The 25353-nt window shown below is 42.5% G+C and carries 26 protein-coding genes; 20 read left to right on the top strand and 6 right to left on the bottom strand.

Annotation, left to right across the window (positions count from 1 at the left end; translation table 11 throughout):
- Window positions 1-245: 245 nt before the first annotated feature.
- From pnuC to NST25_RS15885, 9 genes are all read left to right on the top strand, one after another.
- Window positions 246-926: a nicotinamide riboside transporter PnuC gene (pnuC, locus tag NST25_RS15845; protein WP_248548662.1), complete on the top strand. Its 681-nt coding sequence runs from the start codon at window positions 246-248 to the stop codon at window positions 924-926.
- Window positions 923-1933 (top strand): AAA family ATPase, encoded by a 1011-nt coding sequence (locus NST25_RS15850; protein WP_339187132.1) that lies wholly within the window; start codon window positions 923-925, stop codon window positions 1931-1933. The genes pnuC and NST25_RS15850 overlap by 4 nt, the downstream gene beginning before the upstream one ends.
- A 26-nt stretch (window positions 1934-1959) precedes the next feature.
- Window positions 1960-2847, top strand: coding sequence for an NUDIX domain-containing protein (locus NST25_RS15855; RefSeq protein WP_339187135.1), 888 nt, complete (start codon window positions 1960-1962; stop codon window positions 2845-2847).
- A 2-nt stretch (window positions 2848-2849) separates the two neighbouring features.
- On the top strand, window positions 2850-3401 hold the full coding sequence (locus tag NST25_RS15860) for an NADAR family protein (protein WP_339187136.1): 552 nt from the start codon (window positions 2850-2852) through the stop codon (window positions 3399-3401).
- Window positions 3402-3460: 59 nt separating this feature from the next.
- Window positions 3461-3736, top strand: coding sequence for a hypothetical protein (locus NST25_RS15865; RefSeq protein WP_076126580.1), 276 nt, complete (start codon window positions 3461-3463; stop codon window positions 3734-3736).
- A gap of 261 nt (window positions 3737-3997) precedes the next feature.
- Window positions 3998-5953 (top strand): AraC family transcriptional regulator, encoded by a 1956-nt coding sequence (locus NST25_RS15870; protein WP_076126581.1) that lies wholly within the window; start codon window positions 3998-4000, stop codon window positions 5951-5953.
- A 158-nt stretch (window positions 5954-6111) separates the two neighbouring features.
- On the top strand, window positions 6112-7053 hold the full coding sequence (locus tag NST25_RS15875) for an iron ABC transporter permease (protein WP_312149973.1): 942 nt from the start codon (window positions 6112-6114) through the stop codon (window positions 7051-7053).
- A complete protein-coding gene (locus tag NST25_RS15880; RefSeq protein WP_076279725.1) occupies window positions 7050-8063 on the top strand; it encodes an iron ABC transporter permease in 1014 nt (337 codons plus the stop codon). The genes NST25_RS15875 and NST25_RS15880 overlap by 4 nt, the downstream gene beginning before the upstream one ends.
- 9 nt (window positions 8064-8072) lie before the next feature.
- The gene (locus tag NST25_RS15885) at window positions 8073-8930 is read left to right on the top strand and encodes an ABC transporter ATP-binding protein (protein ID WP_076190254.1); all 858 of its coding nucleotides are present in this window, start codon (window positions 8073-8075) and stop codon (window positions 8928-8930) included.
- 546 nt (window positions 8931-9476) lie between these two features.
- Here NST25_RS15885 and NST25_RS15890 read toward each other — a convergent pair.
- Window positions 9477-10388: a YafY family protein gene (locus tag NST25_RS15890; protein ID WP_076126589.1), complete on the bottom strand. Its 912-nt coding sequence runs from the start codon at window positions 10386-10388 to the stop codon at window positions 9477-9479.
- 99 nt (window positions 10389-10487) lie between these two features.
- Here NST25_RS15890 and NST25_RS15895 point away from each other — a divergent pair, with 99 nt between their 5' ends.
- From NST25_RS15895 to NST25_RS15905, 3 genes are all read left to right on the top strand, one after another.
- Complete coding sequence (locus NST25_RS15895) at window positions 10488-11429, top strand: alpha/beta hydrolase (protein ID WP_076179403.1); 942 nt, start codon at window positions 10488-10490, stop codon at window positions 11427-11429.
- Window positions 11405-11995 carry a YdeI/OmpD-associated family protein gene (locus NST25_RS15900; protein ID WP_232061375.1) on the top strand — a complete coding sequence of 197 codons (591 nt, stop codon included), beginning with the start codon at window positions 11405-11407 and terminating at the stop codon, window positions 11993-11995. Before NST25_RS15895 ends, NST25_RS15900 begins: the two co-directional genes overlap by 25 nt.
- A gap of 244 nt (window positions 11996-12239) precedes the next feature.
- Entirely contained in the window at window positions 12240-12410 is a 171-nt protein-coding gene (locus NST25_RS15905; RefSeq protein ID WP_217696906.1) for an alpha/beta hydrolase, read from the top strand.
- Between the two features lie 20 nt (window positions 12411-12430).
- On the opposite strand, the gene NST25_RS15910 is transcribed toward NST25_RS15905, so the two are convergent.
- Window positions 12431-12748, bottom strand: a complete 318-nt coding sequence (locus tag NST25_RS15910; protein ID WP_340391774.1) for a hypothetical protein — start codon at window positions 12746-12748, stop codon at window positions 12431-12433.
- Between the two features lie 346 nt (window positions 12749-13094).
- On the opposite strand from NST25_RS15910, the gene NST25_RS15915 reads away from it, so the two are divergent.
- A complete protein-coding gene (locus NST25_RS15915; RefSeq protein WP_340391776.1) occupies window positions 13095-14588 on the top strand; it encodes an SMI1/KNR4 family protein in 1494 nt (497 codons plus the stop codon).
- Between the two features lie 366 nt (window positions 14589-14954).
- Entirely contained in the window at window positions 14955-16433 is a 1479-nt protein-coding gene (locus NST25_RS15920; protein ID WP_340391778.1) for a serine hydrolase domain-containing protein, read from the top strand.
- Window positions 16434-16642: 209 nt separating this feature from the next.
- Here NST25_RS15920 and NST25_RS15925 read toward each other — a convergent pair whose 3' ends face one another.
- The 4 genes from NST25_RS15925 to NST25_RS15940 all read right to left on the bottom strand — a co-directional run bounded on the left by NST25_RS15925 (window position 16643) and on the right by NST25_RS15940 (window position 19149).
- Entirely contained in the window at window positions 16643-16993 is a 351-nt protein-coding gene (locus tag NST25_RS15925; protein ID WP_339187151.1) for a DUF2178 domain-containing protein, read from the bottom strand.
- Window positions 16983-17222: a helix-turn-helix transcriptional regulator gene (locus NST25_RS15930; protein ID WP_036677000.1), complete on the bottom strand. Its 240-nt coding sequence runs from the start codon at window positions 17220-17222 to the stop codon at window positions 16983-16985. Before NST25_RS15930 ends, NST25_RS15925 begins: the two co-directional genes overlap by 11 nt.
- Before the next feature lie 296 nt (window positions 17223-17518).
- On the bottom strand, window positions 17519-17863 hold the full coding sequence (locus NST25_RS15935; protein ID WP_340391781.1) for a hypothetical protein: 345 nt from the start codon (window positions 17861-17863) through the stop codon (window positions 17519-17521).
- Between the two features lie 362 nt (window positions 17864-18225).
- The gene (locus tag NST25_RS15940) at window positions 18226-19149 is read right to left on the bottom strand and encodes a 2-dehydropantoate 2-reductase N-terminal domain-containing protein (protein WP_340391782.1); all 924 of its coding nucleotides are present in this window, start codon (window positions 19147-19149) and stop codon (window positions 18226-18228) included.
- Between the two features lie 148 nt (window positions 19150-19297).
- Here NST25_RS15940 and NST25_RS15945 point away from each other — a divergent pair, with 148 nt between their 5' ends.
- From NST25_RS15945 to NST25_RS15970, 6 genes are all read left to right on the top strand, one after another.
- Window positions 19298-19849, top strand: coding sequence for a TetR/AcrR family transcriptional regulator (locus tag NST25_RS15945; protein WP_340391784.1), 552 nt, complete (start codon window positions 19298-19300; stop codon window positions 19847-19849).
- A gap of 408 nt (window positions 19850-20257) precedes the next feature.
- The gene (locus NST25_RS15950; RefSeq protein ID WP_076106729.1) at window positions 20258-20491 is read left to right on the top strand and encodes a transcriptional regulator; all 234 of its coding nucleotides are present in this window, start codon (window positions 20258-20260) and stop codon (window positions 20489-20491) included.
- A gap of 272 nt (window positions 20492-20763) precedes the next feature.
- A complete protein-coding gene (locus tag NST25_RS15955; RefSeq protein ID WP_340391786.1) occupies window positions 20764-22263 on the top strand; it encodes a dienelactone hydrolase in 1500 nt (499 codons plus the stop codon).
- 525 nt (window positions 22264-22788) lie between these two features.
- The gene (locus tag NST25_RS15960) at window positions 22789-23367 is read left to right on the top strand and encodes a TetR/AcrR family transcriptional regulator (RefSeq protein WP_076133021.1); all 579 of its coding nucleotides are present in this window, start codon (window positions 22789-22791) and stop codon (window positions 23365-23367) included.
- 161 nt (window positions 23368-23528) lie between these two features.
- Complete coding sequence (locus tag NST25_RS15965) at window positions 23529-24227, top strand: SDR family oxidoreductase (protein WP_340391788.1); 699 nt, start codon at window positions 23529-23531, stop codon at window positions 24225-24227.
- A gap of 43 nt (window positions 24228-24270) precedes the next feature.
- On the top strand, window positions 24271-25353 hold the full coding sequence (locus NST25_RS15970; RefSeq protein WP_076184865.1) for an alkene reductase: 1083 nt from the start codon (window positions 24271-24273) through the stop codon (window positions 25351-25353).

A 25353-nucleotide genomic window follows, 5' to 3' on the forward strand; every position in this document is an offset into this window, starting at 1 on the left:
TAGTTGAACAAGATTAGAGGAAATCCCTTTTAATAGGGGTTTCTTTTTATTTTTACAAATTTAAAGTTAGTTCTGTTGAGAAGCCTTAAATAAGTACCTGTCTGTGGAAATAGGAAAAATTTGCTTGCCCTTCGCAGAATTTTCTGTTACTTTTGATAGTAACAATATGTTATTATCACAACGATACTAAGTACAACTAATTTTTTTCGCTCTATGAATGAGTGGAAAAAGCGGAGGGATGCAAGATGAAAAAGGTGGCGGCTAACTGGAATCTGTTCGAAATTACGTGGTTGATACTATTTACCTCAATCGCTGTCGGGTTTACAGTGATTACAAAGGACTCTTTATTCGGATTCACGGTATTTATTACTGGGGTGTTATGCGTGGTGCTTGCAGCGAAGGGCAACCTGATGAGCTATGTTTTCGGCATGTACAATACCATCGGTTATGCTTATTTGGCCTATATTAACGGTTTGTTTGGAGAGGTTTTGCTGAATCTGCTATTCTTTGTTCCAATGAATGTTATTGGCTTCTACATGTGGAAAAATAATCGCCAAAAAGACGGTAGACTGACCATGCGGCAGATGGATCTTAGAAGACTGCTCCTCGTTGGGATGGTCTGTGTAATCGGCTGTTTGCTGCTCGGATTTGGGCTTTCGTTCATTCCGGGACAGAATTCGCCTTACATTGATGCCACTACAACGGTGCTGTCTGTTGTGGCGACCTTCTTAATGGTTAGAAGATTCAAGGAACAATGGCTGGTCTATATCGTGCTAAATCTCTTTACGGTGCTGCTGTGGGCGATTCGCATGCTGGAGGGCAGCGGGGAAGGCCTACTGATGATCGTGATGTGGAGCGCGTATCTGGTCAACGCAGTTTACGGGTACTATATTTGGAATAAAGGGGCGAAGGAGGTGGCGGCATGAACACGCTTGGACTAACACTGGGGAAGTTTGCCCCGCTGCATAAAGGTCATCAGTTCATGATTGAAACGGCGCTACAAGAGGTCGATGAATTGATCCTAGTCATTTACGAAACGACAGTCACTCCGATCCCGCTTCATGTCCGGGCAAATTGGATTCGCAGGCTCTATCCGGAAGTCCGGGTAATCGAAGCTTGGGATGGTCCGGATGGGTATTCGGATGACAGGGAGCATGAGGTTCGGGAAGAACAGTATATACTCGGTTTGCTGAACGGAGAGCAAGTAACGCATTTTTACTCGAGCGAATTCTACGGCAAACATATGAGTCTCGCTTTGGGTGCAATAGACCGGCGGGTGGATGAAGCCCGAGAACGGGTCCCGATCTCAGCAACGATGGTCCGTTCCAATCCATATCAGTACAGGGAGTTCGTAAGTGATATCGTGTACCGGGATTTGATCACGAAAGTGGTGTTCGTTGGAGCAATGTCGACGGGTAAGTCGACGATCACCGAAGCGCTGGCACGGCGATATTGCACGACGTTTGCGAGCGAATACGGACGTGATTATTGGACCGAACATCAGGTGGACCGCCGAATCGGCTTGGAAGCGTTCGATGAAATCGCAGTGGGTCATATCGAGCGCGAAGAACAGGCAATGCATGCGGCGAACCGGGTTCTGTTCGTCGATACCAATGCGATCACGACGTATATGTTCGCCCTGGATTACCACGGCCGGGCCCCCGAGCTGTTAACCCGCATCGCTCTGGAGAACGCGCAACGTTATGATCTGTTCTTTTTATGCGCTGACGATATTCCTTACGACGATACGTGGGACCGCAGCGGGGATCAGAAGCGGCATATCTTTCATAAACAGATTATCGCGGATTTGAAGGAGCGGCGGATCCCCTATATTACGCTGCGGGGGAGTCTGGAGGAACGTATTCGCAGGGTTGATGAAGTGTTGGCGAAGTTCGAGCCCTACGGGAACTATTTCGGAGAGCTGAACGGTTAAATCAAATATAAAGGAGGCGTACCCACTTGGATTTGTTGGATAAGGATGGACTTATGGAACGCGAATTTTTGGAGCAATACAGAGCAGGGGATTACGAGCGGCCTTCAGTGACAACGGATATGGTTATCTTCACTGTGACGGAAGACGAGGCTGACAGTTATCGCAAACTACCAGAAAAAGAGCTACGCGTCCTACTAATTCGCCGGGGGGCTCACCCCTTCCTGGGCAAATGGGCGCTGCCTGGCGGTTTTGTCCGGCCGAATGAGACGACTGAGCAGGCAGCAGTAAGGGAACTATGCGAGGAAACCGGCGTGGAAGATGTTTATCTGGAGCAGCTGTATACGTTCAGTGATATCGGGCGCGACCCACGAACCTGGGTAATAAGCTGCAGCTATATGGCTCTGATTAACAGCGACAAGTTGGAGTTAAAGGCAGGAGATGATGCAGCAGACGCCGCCTGGTTCAAGGTATCCTATCGGCCGCTGCGGGAGCAAAAAGAACTGATTGTGGACGGATACATCAAGACGCTGGAGTACGAACTCAAACTAAGCAGTGAAGAAGAAGTACTTTCGGCGGTCGTGGCGAGGACTATGACAGCGAAGACTACATCGACTGGCACGGATTATGAGATCGTATCGAATGACGGATTGGCCTTCGACCATGCGAAGATCATAGCATGCGCTATTGATCGGTTACGGGGAAAAGTGAATTACACCGATATTGCACTGCACTTGATGCCGAAGCTTTTTACCTTGACGGAACTGCAGCAGGTTTATGAGGTAATTATGGATAAAGAGCTGTTGAAGGCGGCCTTCCGGCGTAAAGTAGCCGATCTTGTAATGGAGACCGATCATTATACCGAAAATGCGGGGCATAGACCATCCCGCTTATATCGGAGAAATTTGGAGGGTTAACGATGATTTACAATATCGATGAGTTAAGAAAAGCATATAACGAGGGAAAAAAGTTCAAATTCGTGTTTTTTTGGGGACATACACCGCCTAAGGACGGGAGCGTTGATAAAAGCTGCTTCAGCCAATGGTGGATGTGCCCGTTCACGGTAGAGGGAACGCAGTACTCATGCGCCGAGCAGTTTATGATGGCCGAGAAGGCAAGGTTGTTCGGCGATGACGAAATGCTGGAGTCCATCCTTAAAGCTAAGCATCCAAAGGAGATGAAGGCTTTTGGACGTGCGGTCCAAAACTTTGACAAAGATATTTGGGATAAGGAATGTTACAGCATCGTCAAAAGAGCCAGCTTGGCCAAATTTTCGCAGAATCCGAAGCTTAACGATTATCTTAACTCGACGAAGAACCGCATCCTCGTCGAGGCTAGCCCGCGGGACCGTATTTGGGGGATCGGCATGGGCCAGTCCAATCCGGATGCTGAGAATCCCATGAAATGGCGGGGCAGAAATCTGCTGGGGTTAGCACTGACGGAAGCGCGGGACGAGTTGCTGCGGAGTTAGATTTATACAAGATTAAATTAATGGACTTGAGGAAATCAATGACAGGATGAGGGATGACCGTGAAATATACCGATTATATCTGCCTGAAAACAGGAAGATACCAATCAGTAGGAAAGTTTGGCGATAATATTTATGCATATGAGGTCCTTACGGGGGTAACCGACTCCCCGGAGTACCATCAAATTTCTAAGGCGGAATTCGATTCTTTTGAAACTTGGAGCCAAGAGTACATTTCGGATCTTAAAAAAATGTATGAAATCATTAACCGCCCCGTTATCTGCAGCGGCTACTTAGGGAGAGCGGAACTAAATCTTTCACTGCTTCGGAATATTTAGCTGTAAATAATATCTTCTACTGAGAGTATAGAAACAATTCTTCGCTCAGAGGACAAGAACATAGTCTCACGGGATGCCGCGCTGTGCGCGGCTTTTTTTATCGGTACAAGTGCTTGTCTTTTGTTTAGGGCAAGAACTTGTCCCCAATGTCACTTAATGATGATATACTTACCTCATTAATTATGATATTGATAATCAATATCAATTGAATTGATAGGTGATATATAAATTGCAAAAGGTGAGATGAAGGAGCGCAGATAGATGCAAGACGAAGCAGCAGCAAGCCAGGTATTTACACCGGAGATGATCGATACGATGGCCCACATTTGGACACGTTCGATCATTACATTAATAGATGTACGTTTTCAGAATGTAGCGTCCCAATACCCGTTGGAGCAGTATAAAATGCCTAGTAGCATGTTTATCTATGCATGTGGAGGAGAAGCACAAATTCAACTGAATGAAACCACATTTGGAATGGAACGCTTTGGTTTAGTTCACGGAGGGAAGGGGAGCCTGCTCAGTATTTCGCCTAAAGGGGAGAATGTGAAGACCTTTATGGTATTTTATAAAGCAGAATTACCTCTTTTTTTCAAGAGGCACCTGCAGCAATTACTCGAGGAAGTAAATCCATTTGTTCAACAGTATGGTTATACACCAAGTAATCCTATCTTGCTACTCGATTGGTTTCAACAGATGATGAATGGCTGGAACCGCGGCAAAGCGATGGATCAGTTGCAGGCCAAAAGTTTTCTATATCAATTGATACATGGGGTGTACAGAGATTTTGAGAGTGGGGAGATTCGGTATCTCCAGCCAGATCCAGCCTGTTCTGCCAAGATATATCTCGATAAACATTACATGCAGCCGATTATGTTCCAAGAAATTGCTGATATGTTTGGGATCAGTGGCGGGCAATTGACGCGGCTGTTCAAAAAAAAGGAAGGCATGAGCTTACAGGAGTACCTCATTCAGAGAAGGATTGAAGCTGCCTGCCATGACTTGAAACATACAGAAGCAACCATTAAAGAGATCGCAACAGGATCTGGTTTTGCAGATGAGAAAAATCTGTTTCGGATGTTTAAGAAGTATTACAAGATGACACCAAGTGATTATCGGAAAATAAACGCACTATCTATGCAGGTTGATGGTATTGATAATGATTCTCATTTTCTTTACTATGAGAGGGAACTAGCGGGTCTAGTCCAGTCTTATAGAGAAGGGGAATCAACCATGTTTGGAAAAGTAAGAAGTAAAGAAATGATCTTGGCGGCGACGATGAGCTTGATGCTGTTATTGTCGGCATGTGCGTCGGGAACGCCATCGAATAACGGGGGAACGGTGAATTCAAACCCTGCGCAGACACAACAGACGACACAACCGGAAGCTTCAGAAGCAGTCTCGCAGACGAGAACGATATCCACAGTAAAGGGTGACGTTAAGGTACCGAACAACCCTCAGCGTGTTGTAGTCGATTATTTGGTTGGTGATGTGGTGGCCCTAGGTGTAACTCCTTTAGGGGTGGCGAGAGCGGCAAGGGACGGGAAAGAGGCTGTTTTTGCTAACCAGATTACAGACTCTATTAAAATAGCTATGGAGCCTGAAGATGTCATGACTCTTGAGCCTGATCTGATCATTTTAGCATGGGGCGATGAAAATTATGAAGATTTATCCAAAATTGCCCCGACAATTTATGTCCCTTATGGTGATATGACTACAGAAGAGCGGATACATTTTATTGGTGATGTTTTGAACAAGCAGGAAGAGGCTAAGGCTGTTCTGAGTGCTTATGCCGGAAAAATAGAAGAAGCGAAGCTAGCCCTTCAGAATGCAGGTCTTTCAGACGTGACGATTACTATGGGGGAATTCAGTGATAAAAGTAACTACATCGCTGGAGCCAAGCATGCGGTTGGCGAGCTTGTTTATAATGGACTTAAAATGAAGGCACCTTCAAAAGTTCAAACTGATATTATTGACACAGATAAATATTGGGGAGATATCTCTATGGAGGTCTTGGCTGCTTACATAGGGGATTATCTAATCGCTATAGGAGATACGGAAGTCCCTACTGATAATGCGGTCTGGAAATCGCTACCTGCTGTGCAACATAATCGGATCATATCGGTGGGTACATCGCTATCTTGGTCCACGGATATAATGACTTCCAGTGCATTGATTGATCATATTGTAAATCAATTGCTGGCTATGGCTAGATAAGGATTTTGACGAGGTAAAAAGAAGTACTCCAATTTGTAAATATGACTATCAGTAGGTAAGGAAAGGAAAGCGTAATGAAAAACAAGCCTGAACAAAAACTCCGTGGGGCGGTGAATTTCACCATGTACATGGTGGTAGGGCTTGGATTAACGGTTCTCATGTCGGCGGCGTCGATTAGCTTCGGCGCCGCCGACATGAGGTTAGCGACTGCATGGGAGGCTATTTTCCGATTTGATCCAACGCTCACTGAGCATCAAATTATACAAACCCTACGTCTTCCGCGTACCGTAGCCGATCTGATCGTCGGATGCAGCCTTGCGGTATGTGGGGCTATTATGCAGGGAACGACGCGAAATCCGCTGGCTGACTCCGGGCTGATGGGCATCAGCTCTGGTGCAGCATTCGCGATTGCTCTTTGCCTGGCCTTTCTGCCGGGTTATTCGTATGGGCATATGATGCTGTTTGCTTGTCTGGGAGCAGCACTCGCGACCGGGATCACTTACTTCATCGCGTCACTGGGCAAGCGCGGGATGACGCCTCAGCGGCTGGTACTGGCAGGACTGTCCATCTCTATGCTATTTGGCGCACTCAGTCAGTATTTAGCGATCAATTATAATCTGGGTCGAGCATTAGCATTCTGGACGGCAGGCAGTACAGCGGGGGTCAAGTGGGGGGAATTGCTGATCATCTCACCGCTATTTGTTGGTGGTGTACTGCTGGCGCTGGCGCTATCTCCTTCTGTTACACTGCTCAGTTTGGGGGATGATGTGGCAAGTGGACTCGGTATTCGTAGCGGACTGGTCAAAGGTTTATCGACGATTATCGTGCTCGTGCTGACTGGATTAGCTGTTGTCTTAGTTGGTCCTATCGGGTTTGTTGGTCTGATTACCCCACATATTGTGCGATACATGGTCGGTGTCGACTATCGTTACATTATTCCGGCAGTTGCACTATATGGTGCGTTGCTGACCGTGTCGGCCGATCTGGCTGGCCGCTTGATCAATAAGCCGTTCGAAACACCGATTGGTATTATATTTTCTATCATTGGTGTGCCGTACTTTCTCTTCCTGGCTCGCAAGCAAAGGAGGGAATCTGAATGATCAAGCAGCGTTATACGGTGCAAAGGGGCATTATCGTCAATATAGTGCTTATGGTGCTCATCCTTATTTTTGCTGTCATTAGCATGAATTCTGGCAAAATGAATCTTTCACCGCTAGAAGTGCTGAATGTTCTCCTCGGAAACGGTACAGATAAGCAAAATCTGATCGTGTTCGATTTTCGCCTGCCACGAATCACACTGTCGATCTTGGTAGGTCTGGGAATGGGAGCGGCTGGGGTCGTGATGCAGAGTTTGCTGCGTAATGACATGGCTAGTCCAGGGACGCTGGGGATTAGTTCGGGATCGGGTTTGTTTGTCCTGTTCTTCGTCGTATTCATCGCATCGACAGGAAAGGGCTCCTTTATTGCCCTACCACTACTGGCCTTTGTTGGCGGATTATTGGCGGCGGGATTGATCTTCTTATTATCGTATCGCCGTGGGCGAGATATTTCGCCAATCGGTTTGATCTTAACCGGGGTCGCACTCGGAAGCGGGTATGAAGCGCTGACCACCTTCCTGACTCTCAAGCTGAATGATTCGCAGATGGATTTCATGCTGCATTGGCTGGCGGGAAGCTTATGGGGCGCTGATTGGCGTTATATTTCCGTACTGGCACCATGGGTCTTGATTTTACTCGGCTATATTTTCTACAAGTCTCGCATACTTAACACCCTCCATCTGGGCAATCAGACGGCAGAAGGGCTGGGTCTTGCCGTGAAGCGGCAGTTTTTGGGGTTGTCGATCGCTGCGGTTGCTTTATCCTCTGGCAGTGTGGCCGTGGGCGGAAGCTTCTTTTTCGTTGGCTTGATCGCTCCGCATGTGGCAAGAAAACTGGTCGGGCCCGATCACAAATTGCTCGTTCCGGCTGCCAGCCTGACCGGAGGATTAGTCGTGGTGCTGGCTGACACGATTACGCGCACGGTTAGCTTGGGGGGAGATGTGCCGACGGGAATCGTCATTACGGTCATCAGTGTTCCGTACTTTCTTTATTTACTATCGAAGGCCAATTAGGAGGACGTCATGGAAAGTATTACAGCGCAACAAATCGATATTGCCTATAATGACACGCTTATCGTAAAAGAACTGAACTTGCAGATTCCGCGTGGACAGATTACCTCGATTATTGGTCCCAATGGATGCGGCAAATCAACCGTACTAAAGGCAGTCGGTCGGTTGCTCAAGACGAATAATGGTACGGTTTATCTGAATGGCGCCGATATCCGTACGCTGTCCACCAAGGAAGTGGCCAAGCAGATGGCGATTCTGCCGCAGACGCCGACCGCACCGAGCGGTTTGACGGTCGGTCAATTAATCGCCTATGGGCGTTTTCCACATCAACGGGGCTTCGGCAAGCTCTCCAAAGAGGATAAGCAAGTAGTAGCCTGGGCCCTATCGGTTACACAGCTTACAGCGTTTGAGCATCGTGAGGTCGATACGCTATCTGGCGGTCAGCGTCAGCGCGTATGGATTGCGATGGCGCTCGCCCAGCAAACCGATCTGATCCTGCTGGATGAACCCACAACCTATCTGGACCTGGCGCATCAGCTTGAAGTGCTGGAACTGCTCTATGAACTAAATCGCAGTCAACAGGTGACGATTGTGATGGTGCTGCATGACCTGAATCTGGCAGCACGCTTCTCCGACTATATGGTGGCGATTCGTGAGGGTCAGGTGGTGGAGCATGGTTCGCCAGAGCGTGTAATGACGGTACGGACGCTGCGTGAGGTATTTGCCATTGATGCCGAGATTATGCTGGAACCACGAACAGGGCGACCGGTGTATGTGACGTACGAGCTCTTGCGTGATAATCGTAGAGAACAAGGTGTGGATCAAGGATTTCCAAAAGCTAAGGAACAGAAGGAGGCGATTGCCACTTGAAAATCGCATAGCGTGTCCTCCTAGGCGCACGGAAATACTGGTGCAGTTAGGCATTGGATTTGCCGGTGTCATGATAGCCACGATTCAACGCGTATAGCCTTTGGTGTAGCTTCCACAAGCAACTAACTCCATGAAAGTGGGCTAAGGCTTGTTGCAGAGGGGAGAGATAATAATAAATAACAACATATCCTAAATTCACAGCCGCAGGTAACTAGCTTGCGGGCTTTTTTTATTATTCGGAGCACTAGATTACGTGATTAATTTGAGAGAACCAGTATATATAACTCTAAATGAAGCAAGGAGGACTATTGAAGGTATCAGAGGAATGCGCAACAAGCAGATTGCCCGGAAACTGCAGATGGGGACCGCAACACAGCAGTTGAGAAGATCAGCTGGTTCAGACTCAGGCGCACAATCACAATAGAATCTAAACGTGGCTGAAATCTTGGAACAGATGTATCACACGGTGAAGACAAATCGGGCTGAACCGTACCATAAATAGGGTGAAAAGTTGAGTTGAAGGTTGAAGCTTTAATGCTAAATATATCAGGAATAGTTCTCCATCATTTGATATAAATAATTTCGAAAGTCTTCAACATAGGTTTTGGGCTCTACAACTTTTAGATGAGTGCCGAAGCTTGCTAAAAGTTGAAATCCCATACGATTTTGTGGGACATAAATGGTTGCTAATAAAAATCCAGAATTATGGTCTTCAATACTTCTTCGACCATACCTTTCGATGATTTGATCTTTTATGCTAGGCGATATCCAGGCCTTAATCGTGACGAATTCAGGTAGATAATTTGCTTCGTGTACTTGCTCTGACCAATCGTCTCTAGGATGAAACGCGCGTTCATCCATAGTAATATGATCGATCCGAGATAACTTGAAAGTTCGATATCCCTGTCGATGTAAACAGAATCCTTTCAAGTACCAACTCGATTCGCTAAAATGCAGCTCATAGGGCTCGACCATTCTATTCGTTACAGCCCCGTCCTTATCTGTATAATCAAACGAAACCAGCCTCTTTTTTGAAATGGATTCTTGATATGTCTTTAAGGTTTCAAGAATCTCGGACCGACCTTCCCAATCATAAAACGACAGTTGAATGGAACGATTTAGAGACAATGGACTAACCATTGCCTCTATTTTTTTTATCGTTCTTTCAACTTCTTCAGTACGGAGGATTTGTTCCAATCCGCCGAGCGCAGTTAATATATTCTGTAAATCGGAGCTGCTTAAAAGGCGTTTATCAACCTTGTATTCATCCATTATGCCGTAGCCCCCTTTGACCCCATTGACAGAGTAGATCGGGATGTTCGATAAGCTCAATGTTTCCATATCGCGAAGGATCGTTCTTTTGGAGACATTGAATAGTTGTGAGAATTCCGTTGTAGAAACAACCTCTTTTTTCAGCAATATCATGATAATCGAAATGAGTCTCTCCACTTTGTCCATAATTGCCCTCTTTTTTTACATGATTTCAGAAAGGTGACACCTAGATGTCACCTTTTATTCATTATACTACAAGTATCACAAGAAGGAGGTTTTAATTCAATGTTTAATCCAATCGATTTTCCCAAGCCCACCCTTATTTCAGCCAACGGTGTGGAACTCGAAGTGTTTGAAGCAGGCCGAGAAAACGCAGGAAAACCTATTGTACTCTGCCACGGCTGGCCAGAGCATGCCTTTTCTTGGCGCCATCAGATGGACGCACTTGCCGCAGCGGGCTACCATGTCATCGTCCCCAACCAGCGGGGTTACGGCAACTCATCCCGTCCGACCGAAGTAACAGACTATGACATTGAACACTTGTCGGGTGATCTCATCGCGCTTCTCGATCACTATGGATACGAGGACGCTACCTTTGTCGGTCATGACTGGGGTGCATTCGTCGTTTGGGGACTGACCTTGTTGCATCCAAACCGCGTCAATAAAGTGATAAATCTGAGCTTGCCTTACCAAGAGCGTGGAGAAAAACCCTGGATCGAGTTCATGGAAGAAATACTTGGCGGCGATTTCTATTTCGTCCACTTCAATCGACAGCCAGGCGTCGCGGACGCCGTATTCGAAGACAATACATACAGGTTCCTTCGCAACCTGTACCGGAAGAACGAGCCTCTCAGAGCACCTGAGCCAGGTATGGCGTTGATCAATCTCGCCAGAGCAGAAACACCGCTCGGTGAGCCCGTATTGAGCGAAAGCGAGCTGGCTGTTTACGTCTCCGCTTTTGAAACATCAGGGTTCACGGGCAGCATAAATTGGTACAGGAACCTTGACCGCAACTGGCGCTTATTGGCGAAAGTGAACCCAATCATCCAGCAGCCGACCCTCATGATCTACGGCGACCGGGATGTGGTTGCGAAGTCTGAAAACCTGACAAAGTTCGTGCCCAATGTGGAAGTGGTCAATCTGGATTGCGGTCATTGGATCCAGGAAGAAAAGCCGGAAGAAACAAACCAAGCGATTTTAAAATGGCTGGAACAATGGGAGATGTAGTTTTTTTCAACAACCAAGAAGAGTTTAACGATTGGTTAGAAGAACATCATGCTGAAGCTAGTGAAATTTGGGTGGGCTATTTTGGGATAAGTACAGGTCGTGCAAGCCTTACTTGGTCTGCATCAGTAGATGCCGCTCTTTGTTTTGGGTGGATTGACGGTATACGAAAAACCATTGATAAACAAAGCTATAAGATTCGCTTTACTCCGCGCAAAGTAAATAGTGTATGGAGTGCTGTGAACGTAAAGAAGGTAAAAGCACTAATACAGTTTGGAAAGATGAGACCAGAAGGAATGCACGTCTTTAACAACAGAACCGATGCACAAGGCTATTCCTCTGAACAAAGAAACGTGGAACTTGCCAAAGAATATGAAGAACAAATCAAGGCAAATCAAACAGCCTGGCTATTCTTCACTAATTTATCACCATCCTATAAAAGAGATTCAATCTGGTGGGTAATGAGCGCCAAGAAAGAAGAAACACGATTAAGAAGGCTTGGAATATTGATCGCTTCATCTGAAGAAGGGCTAAAATTTCAACATTGCAAAAAATATATTACAGAATAAGGAAATATAAATAACAAAAGAATGGTTAAAAGGATTTTTGGTACTGCATAAATCTGGGTCTATTGTTTCCCTGATCTATAGGAGAGAGGAGCTACTGTATTTCTCAATCAATTAGGGTTTAATTCTCATCAAAAGTCAGAACGTTTTAAATGCGAGGCATAAATCAAATCGCTAAATGAAGAAGGGATGAAACAGCTCATCCAAAATCGCAACCCCCTTCATTTTCATGGTACAGCCGACCCTCATGATCTATGGTGACCGGGATACGGTCCAGAGGTCTGAAAACCTGACAAAGTTCGTGCCTAATGCAGAAGTGGTCAATCTGGATTGCGGTCATTGGATCCAGCAAGAAAAGCCGGAAGAAACAAACCAAGCGATTTTGAGATGGCTGGAAGAGCAGAATGATGCTGAATAGAGTCGCTTAGCAAGCAAAACTTAGAAAAACAATAAGGACACCCAAACAGGCAAGGTCATTAAGTTAAGCTCAAAGGTAAGAACGGGAATAAAAATGGAATTCAAAACGGCATGGGAAAGCCCCGTGCCGATCGCTGTCAATACGAGTCCTGAATGAACTTCATTAACAATCTCTTGAATTTCAAGTACTGTCCATGGAGATGTCTCGTCCACGCTCAATGCATAATCAACATAGGTTAAGTTCGACGGAGTAACATCTGTTACTCCAGTAGTGTCAAATATTGAGTGGTCAGGCGCATCGCCAGCTTGCTGAACGTAGTAAGCATTAATCGTACCCAACGCGGCTTGTGGAGACAATGGTGCAGGTGTTTGTGTAGGTGTCTGCGTTCTATAGATGTTACGCTGAACCGTACCATTAAATAGGGTGAAAATTAGTTGTGAATGAAGTTTATATAGAGATAAAATTAACCCCTAAGATGACTCTTAGTTTTTTTCATATGACTTAATACAACAATATTTACAAATTCATGATACGATATTGCTAAATCGGGAAATAGATGCTCCATATGTAAGATAGAATTAATTATTTATGGAACTGTTGAAGATGAATCATAACAAAATGATAGATGATCAACCAAGGATGTTTACTGAAACTATTATGACTCTGTAGAAGGGGGGCCACTATATGTCATTAGCTAATAAAAAAGAAGAGTGTTTACTTATCGAGACATTAAAATCGCATATACCAAATGTAGAGGAATTACTGAATCCAGCAGTTGAGGAATCAGAAATAAATCTTTTCGAGAGCAAGATGAACTGCAAATTTCCAGAAGATTTCAGAAAGTTATACATGAATTCTAATGGAGAAGGAGAGCAGATTTTTGGCGTTATGGCTGGTCTTGGTTGGATGAACATTGAATCGATAGTAAGTAACTGGAAGTCCCTTTTGGAATCAGCTTACGATATTATATCCAGCAAATCAGATGTAATAAAAGACGGGAACTACAGAGAAGGCTGGATTCCTTTTGCTGAAGATGGTGGTGGCTCATTTTTGGCAATAGATTTAGACCCCGGAGAAAAGGGCGTTTATGGGCAAATTATCACGATAGATCATAATTCTCATTTTTCCTATGTTATTGCAGAAAGTTTGGGACATTTCTTTGAATTTATCGATTCGAGTCTCAGAAATAGTAGTATTGGTATTCGTGAAGAAGAAGATGTAATCATATTATCCCGTGAAAGTGGAAGTTTGTTAGATGATATTTTGGCTTTGACTAATTTGAATATCGAAGAGAACAGCCTTATCCCTGTAAGCGGATTTTGGGAAGAGTATTTTAAAGACGATGTTGAAAGTGGTTTTGTATCTTCAAAAACATTGAAAAAAAAGAGAATGGTATTTATTAGAGCTGATCAAGCTCAAAAATACGGAGCAATATCTTTGGATATTTTAACCCATATGGTTAATCTTAAAGAACTTATTATACATGCGGATGGAATTACTAATTTTGATGTACTTCAACGCTTGGCTTCTTTAGCAGAACTTGTGATAGGATCAGAAGCTTTTAAAGAGTCTGATTTGAAGTACTTAGTTTCTTTAGATGGGTTAAGGAAGCTAACATTAATAGGACTTCCATTAAAAGATATACATACACTGAAAGATATAAAGAAATTAAAGAGTTTGAGATTATGTAGAATGAACTCAATTGATAGGGGATTAATAGGAACTATAAAAAATTTGAAGGAACTAAGTTTAGAAGAAATGGAGGTTGGCGACCTGCTTTATATTTCAAACCTTAGTAAGTTAATAAAACTAGAGCTCAAACAAGTGACAATACCACATTTATCATTCTTAAAAGCTTTAAAGAATCTAACGGTTTTTGAGACAGATAGCTGTGCAATAGATGAATCACATATAGAGGTTATAGGAGAATTGAAGAAATTAAAGCAGTTCACTTATCCGGTTGGAGATTTAACAATACTCAAAAATTGTATGAGTCTAAAGCAGATTGGAGTAGATGCATCAAGACTTAAAGGTTTGGAGGAAATTTCAGACTGTAATATAGTCGATATAACTATATTTCATGCAACATCGAAAGAGAATGCGAAGTCCGTAGTCGCGGAGTTTAATAAATACTTTAAACTTCAGTCATATGGATGGCAGGTAACATGGAAAGATTAATGAAGCTTGCCTACACTGAGCTTTATCATTATAGGGTGAAATTTTTATAAAAGAAAGGAGACTAGCCATTTTGGTTAGTCTCCTTTCTTTTTGCCGTTAGACCAACGCTGATACCTAATAAAATAGTAATGATGAAGCAGAAAAATTGTAGACATAAGATTTAAACCATTGACCTTTCCGCTAAGTAATCAGAGGGGTCTTTTTTGCGAAACAAGAAATAATATACATGGGTCTGTGAATTTTACAATAGTAATCCAATCATTGAACGTCTAGCATTAAGTATAATGGAGCGACGCATTAGGCAGATAAGGCGTACTACTGGTTGTTTATATTATCCTCGCATATTTTTTTCGAAATGGAGAGTTTATGAAAAAGACTATTGTTTGTGTAATAACGATACTTATCGTATTCTCAGGATTCGCAACACAAAGTTATGCGTCGTTGTCAGATACGCAATCTGTGGCAATACAGACGTTGTTGGATGATGCCAGTCGTATATCAGGTGTGCCGGGAATGTCAATCTCGATACTAGCTGATGATGAAATTTTCTACTTTTCTTCCGGGTATGCAGACCGTGAAAGTGGGTTGTCTGCAAGTGAGAACACACTATATGAACTGGCCTCGGTCAGTAAAGCCTTTACCGGCATGGGTATTCTGCTGTTGGAGGAACAAGGGCTGCTGTCAATGACTGACACTGTCCAAAAATATTTACCTTGGTTTACGTTAAAGTATCAAGGAAAACCTGTTGATATGCAAAGCCTTACACTCAATAACTTTCTTCACCATACTAGCGGCCTAACAAATGGTAAGCATTCTCAAAATATTCCACAAGGCAATACACCAGATTTGCTGCAAAAGACTGTGGAAATGCTGGTAGATGTTGAGTTGGCGTTCCCTCCCAGTGAACAGTACAACTATGGGACCGTTAATTATGACGTATTGGGTTTGGTTATTGAGATTGTGTCGGGACAAAGCTATGAAGACTTTATGAGGGAACAGGTATTTCAGCCGTTAGGTCTTCACCAGACGTATGTTTATAAAGAAGATGCTCAAGCCACCGGACAGTTGGCACAGGGCTACCGTTCTTCCTTTTTTATGACAACTCCATATAACGCGCCGGATTTTTCCGGGAATAAACCCGCAGGCTACATCATTTCTTGTACAAAAGATATGGCGCGTTGGATGGGCATACAGATGGGTATTGTGAAGGACATACCCGAAATATTCCATACGGTTATTGAAAAATCACATCAGGGTGATATGTCTGTTCCGGCTGTCAACGAAATGTATTATGCGGCGGGCTGGACGGTAAACGCCAACCAAACGATTATAGAGCACCCAGGGGGAAATCCCAATTTTGGAACCGAAGTGGTCATACTGCCAAATGAACGAACAGCCCTGTGCTTGCTGACCAACGGCGCAAATATCAATAGAAGCATGGTACTAAAAGTTAAAGAGATATTAGACGGCAATCTAAGGCAGTCATATGAAATAAGCGGCACACAGCTTTTGGACATCATTTTATCGTCTACCACAATTATTTTTTGCCTATTGGCCGTTCTGTTCTTTCTCTTAGGATTACGCAGAAGAAAAATGAATGGGCGGCAGCCAATGACTAAAAAGCGAATAATCGTAACAGCTATTTTGCTGATGGCTACGATTGCCCTGTGTATAATGTGCTGTGCATTAGATTGGCCAACGATACTTATTTGGCAAACATATAGTGTTCTTACAGCCTTGATTTCTTCAGCATTATTAACAGCAAGCATTACATGGTTTGTATACACTCAACGGTATAATAGTCTCATAAGAGGTGGGGCAGAGCGCGGTTTTTTTGATTTATAAATACATGTTCTTGTCGCGATCAAAGGACAAGAACATGTAACCATTGCCGCTAGAAGCAGAGGGGGGAAGGAACATAAAAGGATATTTTTGATTTTAGCAATTTATTTTACAACCCGATTGCACCTATTGAACTTCCATATCACTTAGTTAGCATATTTATCAGCATTGTCTAATCCTCATCCTTAGCTGGTCCTCGCTCTGACCCTTCCTTACGACAAATCCTTTTTATACTGGATGGCCATGTAAATTCCACCAGCTAAAAACGCTAGCGTATATTTGAACAAGAAAAAGATGTTCCACATATACTCTTTAGGAAAAATCATGTCACATAGAATAATTGTCAACAGCATAAAGTAACTGCTTTTCAAAAAGATTTTATTTGTCCGTTCATCGTCTTGCCCAATCTTCTTATAAAATACATAGGTAAAAATCGCACTACCCATGAGCAGTAAAAAACCTACTCCAATGAGAATATTCCAATTTCCCGTAGATTGCTCAGCCCAGGACTTTAAAGGGTGAAAAATTGCGTTATGGATATCAGAAATAGACTTAATTTTCATTTTGATCATTTCCTTTCAAATAAGTAAAAACATCGTTTACATCAACATTAAAAAAATCGGCAATTCGAAAAGCCAATAGCAGAGTCGGCACATAATTTCCTTTTTCCATTACGAAAATGGTTTGTTTGGAAACCCCGACTTTCTCTGCTAATTCTTGCTGAGACATTCTGGCAAGTACACGATATTCATAAACCTTATTGGATATCGAATCACCGAAATCTTTCTTCATGACCATCACCTCTTGAATCAAATTATAAACTGATTTTTAACAAATGTAAAGTATACTTATACTTCGTTACATAATACATTTATTTTTACCTGGACTACTTTTATTTAACAAAAGCCAGAATGCAGAAAAAACCTGACGAAATTCATGATTCCGCCTGGTTCACATATCGATCTAATGTAATTTATGGTTTTTGGTGGTGCATTTTATGATTTTCAGTGGTGCAAATCGATGAATGATTGCCACGATCGTGCAAGAACAATTCACAGTCAATAGCAGACGGATGGCAATCGGATTACTTAACGGATCTGGGATGGACGAAATCCATGCCTTTTAGCACACCAGGCAACAAACAGAGCAAGAAGCAAGAGAAGCAGGAGTGCCCAAGGAAAGGAGGTGGTGCCCCATTGATTTAGAAGGACTCCTCCCAATATCCCGGCGCCGGCGATAGCCAGATTCCAAACCGTTGTATTGATAGGCATCACGATATCCACCCCTTGCTTCCCCGCAGCCTGAGCAAGTGCTGTCTGCAACAATGTTGCCGCACCACCGAATGTCAGCCCCCACAGCGCAACAGAAATGAAGATAATAGTACCATGCTCACTCCAAAGTCCTAGTACAAGAGATATCAGAGCAAATCCCAATCACCCAGATTCCCACCAGTGCCATAATTCCAAAAACAAGCAGAACCTGTCCGAGATAGGGTTCCAGCCCCATATCATCCAGGCAAGAACCACAACCAAGATAGGAATCACCCCAGGTGTGAGTAAAACTTTGAATACTGAAATGCGTTTATCAGCTGACTGTCCCGGATAATAAAGCAGCGACAGTCCAAGACTTGATAAATAAAGTCTTGGACTGCCGCTGTTCAATTATCATTTCCCGTTAGTTTATTCAAGGATGCTACGAAAAAACTATATATTTAGATTTTCATATTCAGATTAATGCCTGATTGAAGGATTTAATGAAAATAAATTAAAAAATACCATACTATTTTAACAAAAAATTACTGAACATGTATTTCCGATTTGATATCATGTTGACTTAAAAATTTCATTAAATCATTACTCAGCTGTACAATCTCATTGTTAGCATTATTCGCATAATCCGGCAACATCATATCCCTAACCATCTTAGTTCGTAGCCATGTCATAAAGAAAAGATCCAAAAATAAGTTTGGAAATTTAAGCACCATTTTAAGCATTGGAGGATCAATTAAAACACCCGCTTTTTGTATTTCCCTAAGATACGCTTTTAAAGTGACTGTTATTTTGCGTGCCGTCTTTCTGGTTCTGGCTGTTTTTTTGTCAATAATCTTATTCTCAGAATGCAAAAAACTCAACATGGCAATATCTGATACGGAATGTGTGATTAGATACGCTTGCATATCCTTTTTAATAACGTAGGGAAGCTTTGCTGTTTTAAATAGTTTTGCGAGGTTTTCTATACGTTCTGTCACTGCACCATTAATTTCTCCAAATGCAGTTGCCGCTATAAACTTTGGTAGAAATCGCGCATGTAATACTCCATCTTTAATCTGTCCACCGAAGCCGGGAAAAGCTGGTAGAAGTCTATCCCCTACGATATCCAGCCACGAAGAAAATCCAATTGAATTACTAATCATCGTAACTATATTTTTGCTTTGATTATCTTTTAGCGCTAACAATGCTGATTCGGACCGATCATAACGAACAGTAACGAAAATAAAATCGTATACATCGTCATTTTCGAGCGTATCCATGACATTCACTTGTATCGATCTAACTGTACCTTTTTCTATATACTGCAGGCCATTTTCTCTTAATGATGTATATCTATTCGAATGTGCAAACAGGCTAACGTCATACCCTGCTTCAATAAGCTTTATTGCGTACATGCTCCCGATGACACCTGCACCAAAAATTAAAATTCTATCTTGTTTTCCCGACATATAAACCACCTCTACTTATTAATATTCCCTTTTTATTATCCGACAACATGTTGTATGATGTGATTATAAATCTTCATTATTCCTTGATCAACCATCAGTTTTTTATGATTTGTCGGATGATATTCTTATTCACTAGTAGGAGGGAAACATGAAAAAGCAACCCCAAATAACGGAGAAAACGAGACAAAAATTTGTAGAAGTTTTTTGTGAGTTGTATAGCCAAAAGCCGATTGAGAAAATTTCGATTCAGGAAATTTCGAATAAGTCAGGATATAACCGCAGCACCTTTTATCAATACTTTACTGACATTTACGAATTGTTAGACTCTGTTGAAAATGACTTATTGAATGACATGAAAAAAGAATTGGCGAATAAAGAGCTATCGAAGGATACGGTTCAAGATACGCTCAATTGTCTGGACAAAAAAGAACATCTCCTGGTTCTCAACGCCCTTTTGGGTGATTATGGAAGTGCCCGTTTTTTAAAACGCTTAAAAAAAGAAATCGCTTTGGATCAATTAGAATTAGACGTTCCTCAAAACCAATCCTTAACGCCATACTTCATTGAGTTTTACCTGACAACTGCTCTTTCTTTGTTTCGTCTTTGGCTCCAGCGTCAAAAGGATTTATCGTCAGAAGAATTTTTCAAGTTAGTGGAGAACCTATATTCAAGAGGGATTACGCCCTATTTTAAAGAATGAGTCTGTCATTCAAACCAAATCCATATGTTCTATAACAATAAAAAAGCGCGCAAAAGCTTGTTTACACAATATACTCCATAAAAACTGACCTAACTTACTCTTAAGGTGGACGATGTTATAGACCACGAGATGGGGCGTTATTGCTTATATATGTACGGAGTGAGAGATATGAACATCATTAATCAATATAGCAATGAGGATTTAGCAGATTTTCTACACAGTGCTATTATGCATCATTAATCTCAATTGTGAACAGGAAAATTGGGCTAAAAATAGGAAAACCACAGATTGAACTAACGGGAAACATGGGGAACTTCATCGTTATAGGACCCTTTATGAAGTATATTCATGCTGGCAATGGACAACGCTTAAGGTTAAGTATTATCTTATGCGGGAGGTCATCACTTCTTGAAATTTGAACTAGGACGTTGCTTACTGAATGAACGATTGATGGAATCCGGGAAGTCTGCGGAATGGCTGGCAAAAGACTTGCTTTTTAAACCGGAACGAGTTTACGACTTTATTGAAAACAAAAGAGTGATGCCACTCAAAATTGCCATATCGATCGCCGATTCCATCGGGTGTGATGTTCGTGCCTTGTATGAATTAATTCCGAATGATAATGAAGTAAAGGGAGATTAATGGAATAAGTGGTAGGTTGCATTAAGACTACGAATGTGATCTATTAAGCTAAGATAATGGGAAACGATAGCTCAATCAAAATAAAAAGGCAGCCGGTCAAATGATCGGCTGCCTTTTTATTAAGCTAATAAGCAGTTTACAGAAACGAAACTGATACATTTTGGATTCAGAAACCGTCTTTATACTGAAGCAGCAAAAGGAGGGGGGTTAGGCTAGCTAGGTAGGAATGATTGGAACAAATGAAAATGAATTTTTTTTAAAGGAGACTTGAGATGAGATTGTTTGAATTATTGCTATATTTGTCAAACATCAGTTTATTTGTATTAACAGTTGTATTAAAAAAAGGTCAGCGTATTATTCCAGTATTCGTTGCAAGCGGGATCGCCGCAGTTTTGCTGGTCATTCATTGGACGGTAGAAGGATACAGAGTTCAGCTGTTTTTCCCATATTGCATAACGGTCATTTTTTTAGCCATTTCAGGTTATAGTTATTTTAAAAAAAGCAGTTTCCAAAAAATCCCTCGATTCCTGTTGGGTTCAGCTTATACCGCTATAGCGATCATGCTGGTCGGAACAGCTGTTCTCATGTATGCTTTTCCTGTATTTAAACTCCCTGAACTGACAGGGGAATTTAAGGTAGGAACGCAAACGTTTCATTTTGTGGATACCAATAGAGAAGAGATTTTTGATAAAGCAAGAGAGGGTAAAAGAGAATTGATGGTTCAGGTATGGTATCCGACTCAAGCTGGTAGTGGCAAGCGAACTGCTTTTATTCCCGATACGCGGATTTTAAGTTATATGGCCGCAAACTATGGTCTTCCCGGGTTTACTTTTCAACACCTGAAGTACGTATCCAGTTATGCATATTCGGAGGCGGAAATCTCTACGGCACAGACTTCATACCCACTGATCCTTGGGAATCCCGGCAACGGCTCTTCTAGATTCCTCCACACTTCGCAAGCCGAATATCTCGCGAGCCACGGATATATCGTGGCAATGATCGACCACACCTACAACACATTTGCAACCGAGTTTCCGGACGGTCGAATCACGACCAGCACAACCAACGACTTATTCTCGCCTGACCATAATTATCGGACGGAAAGCAGAAATCGCGACAAGTTAGGGAAAGTTTTAACCGAAGATGTGGTGTTTGTGCTGGACCAATTCGAGCTTATCCAATCGGGGCAGATTCCAAGTCATCTAAAAGGCTGGATTGATCTCGACCATGTCGGGGTGTTCGGTCATTCTATCGGCGGAGCAACGGCTTATGACGCTTCTTACGATCCGCGAATCGCGGTTGGCATAGATCTGGATGGAGGGCTTTATCGTCTGCGTGAAAGAGAGGGACTGCGAAAGCCGTTTTTGTTCCTCAACTCGGAAAGCTATTTCGAAAAATTAAAAATGGTGATGGATAACCAGGTCTACACGGATGCAGAAATTAACCGTATGGGCTCAACCAGAGAGTGGGAGGATCAAGTAACGGAAGATAAAAAGTTGGAGCTTGAACGGATGCGCAAAGCGGTCGACGAAGGGGGACAAGTCCTCTATATCGAAAATACGGAGCATTTGAATTTTACCGACGTACAGTTCATTTCTCCGATTTTCAAAATGCTGGGCATTACAGGAAAGATTGAGCCCGATAGAGCGGACTCTGTTACCAATACCTATATGCTGAATTTCTTCGATATGTATCTGAAAAATCAAGACGGAATCTTAATGAAAGGACCAGATAGCCGCTTTCCGGAGGTGAAGTTCGTAACCTCGCTATAAATTACGGAGCAGGTTAATAAGATTGCAGTTATTCTAGACTGAAGCAACATCATTACGCTTATGGGGAACGATCAATCCATACACGATCGCAGCCGTCTAGATGATCGGCTGTCTTTTTATTAAGCTAACGGTCACCCGTTAACTTTACCCTTTTAAGTACCGTAGCCGAAGTAGACAATCTTCTTGTCCACCGACATGTATATAACGAACTGTCCAAAGACACAAAAGTGCCAACATAAGCTATTCGACAAAAGCTTGTTAAATCAGGCTTTTCTTTTTTTTATGTAGATACATTTGTGTCAAAAAAAATGCACAAATGTATCTACATTGTGGTTTATTGACTTAAAGTTACCTACATAGTCGCGCTATGATGGGGAAGGGATCCGTTCGGAGGTAAGTCACCACAGACCAGTCGGAAGGAGTGAAGAAGAAAGCTAAGAGAGCACATCGTTAATAGTGATTAGAAAATCTATTCTTTACCGATCGTTCTCAATATGTTACATTTACTATTAGGGAGGGAATCGAATGGCAAGAAGCAAAGAATTCGAAGAGAACGAAGTATTAGATAAGGCGATGAAGCTTTTTTGGGAACAGGGTTACGAGAAGACATCTTTGACAGATCTTGTAGAGCATATGGGAGTTCATCGAAGAAGTTTATATGACACATTTGGCGACAAGCATACGCTGTTTTTGAAAGCCATGGACCGTTTTCGCGATAAAGTGAATGCTGAGCTTTCAAGAGAAGTTAAACGTTCCAAGACTGCAACTGAGGCACTCCAGCTTATCTTTAGTTTCATAATAAATGGTGAAGAAGATTCGCCCTCAGGCTGTTTGATGGTGAATTCAGCGGTGGAATTAGCAATGCGCGATGCCAATGTGGATTTGAAGTCCATTGAATCGTTCACATTATCAGAGAAGCTGCTCAAAGATATTATTCTGTGGGGCCAGCAGGATGAAGAATTTAGCTTGGATTTCAATGCCGACGATCTAGCGGAACATCTGCATTCTGTTTTTGTGGGATTAAGGGTAATGACTAGGACCTCAGTGCCTAAAGAAAAATTACATCGAATAGCCGATTTATCAATTAAACTTTTATATAAGTAATTATTATTTAAATATAATTGCTTATGCATATTCTAGAATGATTGTTCTCATAACTCAGTCTTGTCTCGATTAAAGATCTCTTTAAACGATCCTTCTTATATGTTTTTTAGAATGATCATTCCCATATAGTGAATAAACGATGAATAAAAGGAGTAACAAAAATGATAATTTCTGAACAAGTAGCATTTGTCACTGGAGCAAATCGAGGTTTTGGCCGCCATCTCACGCTGGAGCTTTTATCCAGAGGGGCTAAGGTTTATGGTGGTGCAAGAAATCCGGAAACCATTAACATTCCAGGCGTTATACCAGTAAAGCTTGATATTACCAACACTCAAGAAGTTGAAGCAGCTGTTATCCTCGCTAAGGACGTGACGCTTTTAATCAACAATGCAGGCTCAGCTACTGGCGCCAGTTTGCTGGACGATGAGGTAGAAAAAATACATTTGGAGTTTGATACGCATTTCTTCGGTACGCTGTCCATGGTTCGTGCTTTTGCACCAATAATTGAAAAAAATGGGGGAGGATCTATTTTAAATGTTCTTTCCGCATTATCTTGGTTTAGTTCAGGAACTGTAGGTGCTTATTCAGCTGCAAAGGCTGCAGAGTGGGCATTGACGAACGATTTACGTTTAAATCTATATCCTCATAATATAAGAGTATCAGGATTACATGTGGGCTTTATGGATACAGACATGACAACCAGCTTAGAAGTCCCCAAAGCAAGCCCTGCAGATATCGCAAAAATAGCTATTAATGGCATAGAATCTGGCAGCTTTGAAATTATTGCAGATGATAACAGCCGAATGATACAAGGTGGACTTGCAGGTGGCGTTCCTGCACTGTACCCTCATCTTTCTTAATAACAATTTCATTTCTAATTTAATTCATAAAGGGGAATAATAAATGAACAAATTGTGGAGTAATACGAAAATTGGAAATATGGAATTACCTCATCGTTTAGCAATGGCACCTATGACACGTAGTAGAGCACAGAAGGACGGCACACCTGGAGAACTAAGCTCTCTTTACTATGCTCAGAGAGCATCAATGGGATTAATTATTAGTGAAGGTACACAACCATCTGATGATGGTCAAGGTTATTTAAATTCACCTGGCATCTATACTGAAAAGCAAATAGAAGGTTGGAAAAAGGTTACGGATGCGTTGCATGAAGCAGGTGGCTTTATGTATATACAATTAATGCATGTGGGCCGTATATCGCACCCCGACAATACTCCGCATCATCGACAAGCAGTTGCACCTTCTGCGATCGCACCTGGTGTAGAAATGTTTACTGCTAAAGGAATGCAGGAAATACCCGTCCCACGAGAGCTAAGTGAAGAAGATATTCAAAATACTATTGCAGACTTCCGAAGAGCAGCTGCAGCAGCTATTAAAGCAGGTGCTGATGGGGTTGAAATTCATGGAGCCAACGGTTATCTAATTAATCAATTTATTAGTGAAAATTCTAATAAACGAATCGATAAATACGGTGGATCTGTGGAGAACCGTGCTCGGTTTGCAATTGAAGTAACAAGAGCAGTCGTTGAAGAAATTGGAGCAGAAAGAACCGGTTTCCGTATTTCACCAGGAACACCTCTTGGTGGGATTGTTGAAGGCGCACAAGGACCAGAGGTTTATCGCCATCTTGTAAAAGAATTAGCTAATTATAATTTAGCATACCTCCATGTGATGCATTTAGGGAATGAAATACTGCTCCATGAAATTCGTTCAATTTGGACAAATCCATTATTGGTCAATCGAGTAGGGCGGGCACTTGAAGATATTAGTGTAGATATTGATAGTGGTACTGCTGATGTCGTACCAGTCGGTATCTGGTCTTTAGCTAATCCGGATTTTGTGGAACGACTAAAAAAAGGAACACCTTTAAATGAAGTTGATCCTAAAACATTATACTCTGGTAACGGAAGCTCAGGTTATACAGACTACCCTAGAATGGAAGAATTAAAAACTCAACATCAATAA

Origin of the sequence: Paenibacillus sp. FSL E2-0190 (genome assembly GCF_037992965.1) — a bacterium.
GTDB classification, from domain to species: Bacteria; Bacillota; Bacilli; order Paenibacillales; family Paenibacillaceae; genus Paenibacillus_AQ; species Paenibacillus_AQ odorifer.

Bases quoted from the DNA above. Each gene is read 5' to 3' on its own strand.
- NST25_RS15960 (WP_076133021.1), top strand. From the start codon at position 22,789: ATGGCAAGAAGCAAAGAATTCGAAGAGAACGAAGTATTAGATAAGGCG.
- NST25_RS15915 (WP_340391776.1), top strand. From the start codon at position 13,095: ATGTCATTAGCTAATAAAAAAGAAGAGTGTTTACTTATCGAGACATTA.
- NST25_RS15875 (WP_312149973.1), top strand. From the start codon at position 6,112: ATGTCGGCGGCGTCGATTAGCTTCGGCGCCGCCGACATGAGGTTAGCG.
- NST25_RS15850 (WP_339187132.1), top strand. From the start codon at position 923: ATGAACACGCTTGGACTAACACTGGGGAAGTTTGCCCCGCTGCATAAA.
- NST25_RS15925 (WP_339187151.1), bottom strand. From the start codon at position 16,993: ATGAAAATTAAGTCTATTTCTGATATCCATAACGCAATTTTTCACCCT.
- NST25_RS15900 (WP_232061375.1), top strand. From the start codon at position 11,405: ATGGCTGGAACAATGGGAGATGTAGTTTTTTTCAACAACCAAGAAGAG.
- NST25_RS15930 (WP_036677000.1), bottom strand. From the start codon at position 17,222: ATGAAGAAAGATTTCGGTGATTCGATATCCAATAAGGTTTATGAATAT.
- NST25_RS15870 (WP_076126581.1), top strand. From the start codon at position 3,998: ATGCAAGACGAAGCAGCAGCAAGCCAGGTATTTACACCGGAGATGATC.
- NST25_RS15965 (WP_340391788.1), top strand. From the start codon at position 23,529: ATGATAATTTCTGAACAAGTAGCATTTGTCACTGGAGCAAATCGAGGT.
- NST25_RS15955 (WP_340391786.1), top strand. From the start codon at position 20,764: ATGAGATTGTTTGAATTATTGCTATATTTGTCAAACATCAGTTTATTT.
- NST25_RS15905 (WP_217696906.1), top strand. From the start codon at position 12,240: ATGATCTATGGTGACCGGGATACGGTCCAGAGGTCTGAAAACCTGACA.
- NST25_RS15885 (WP_076190254.1), top strand. From the start codon at position 8,073: ATGGAAAGTATTACAGCGCAACAAATCGATATTGCCTATAATGACACG.
- NST25_RS15880 (WP_076279725.1), top strand. From the start codon at position 7,050: ATGATCAAGCAGCGTTATACGGTGCAAAGGGGCATTATCGTCAATATA.
- NST25_RS15920 (WP_340391778.1), top strand. From the start codon at position 14,955: ATGAAAAAGACTATTGTTTGTGTAATAACGATACTTATCGTATTCTCA.
- pnuC (WP_248548662.1), top strand. From the start codon at position 246: ATGAAAAAGGTGGCGGCTAACTGGAATCTGTTCGAAATTACGTGGTTG.
- NST25_RS15945 (WP_340391784.1), top strand. From the start codon at position 19,298: ATGAAAAAGCAACCCCAAATAACGGAGAAAACGAGACAAAAATTTGTA.
- NST25_RS15890 (WP_076126589.1), bottom strand. From the start codon at position 10,388: ATGGACAAAGTGGAGAGACTCATTTCGATTATCATGATATTGCTGAAA.
- NST25_RS15970 (WP_076184865.1), top strand. From the start codon at position 24,271: ATGAACAAATTGTGGAGTAATACGAAAATTGGAAATATGGAATTACCT.
- NST25_RS15940 (WP_340391782.1), bottom strand. From the start codon at position 19,149: ATGTCGGGAAAACAAGATAGAATTTTAATTTTTGGTGCAGGTGTCATC.
- NST25_RS15860 (WP_339187136.1), top strand. From the start codon at position 2,850: ATGATTTACAATATCGATGAGTTAAGAAAAGCATATAACGAGGGAAAA.
- NST25_RS15895 (WP_076179403.1), top strand. From the start codon at position 10,488: ATGTTTAATCCAATCGATTTTCCCAAGCCCACCCTTATTTCAGCCAAC.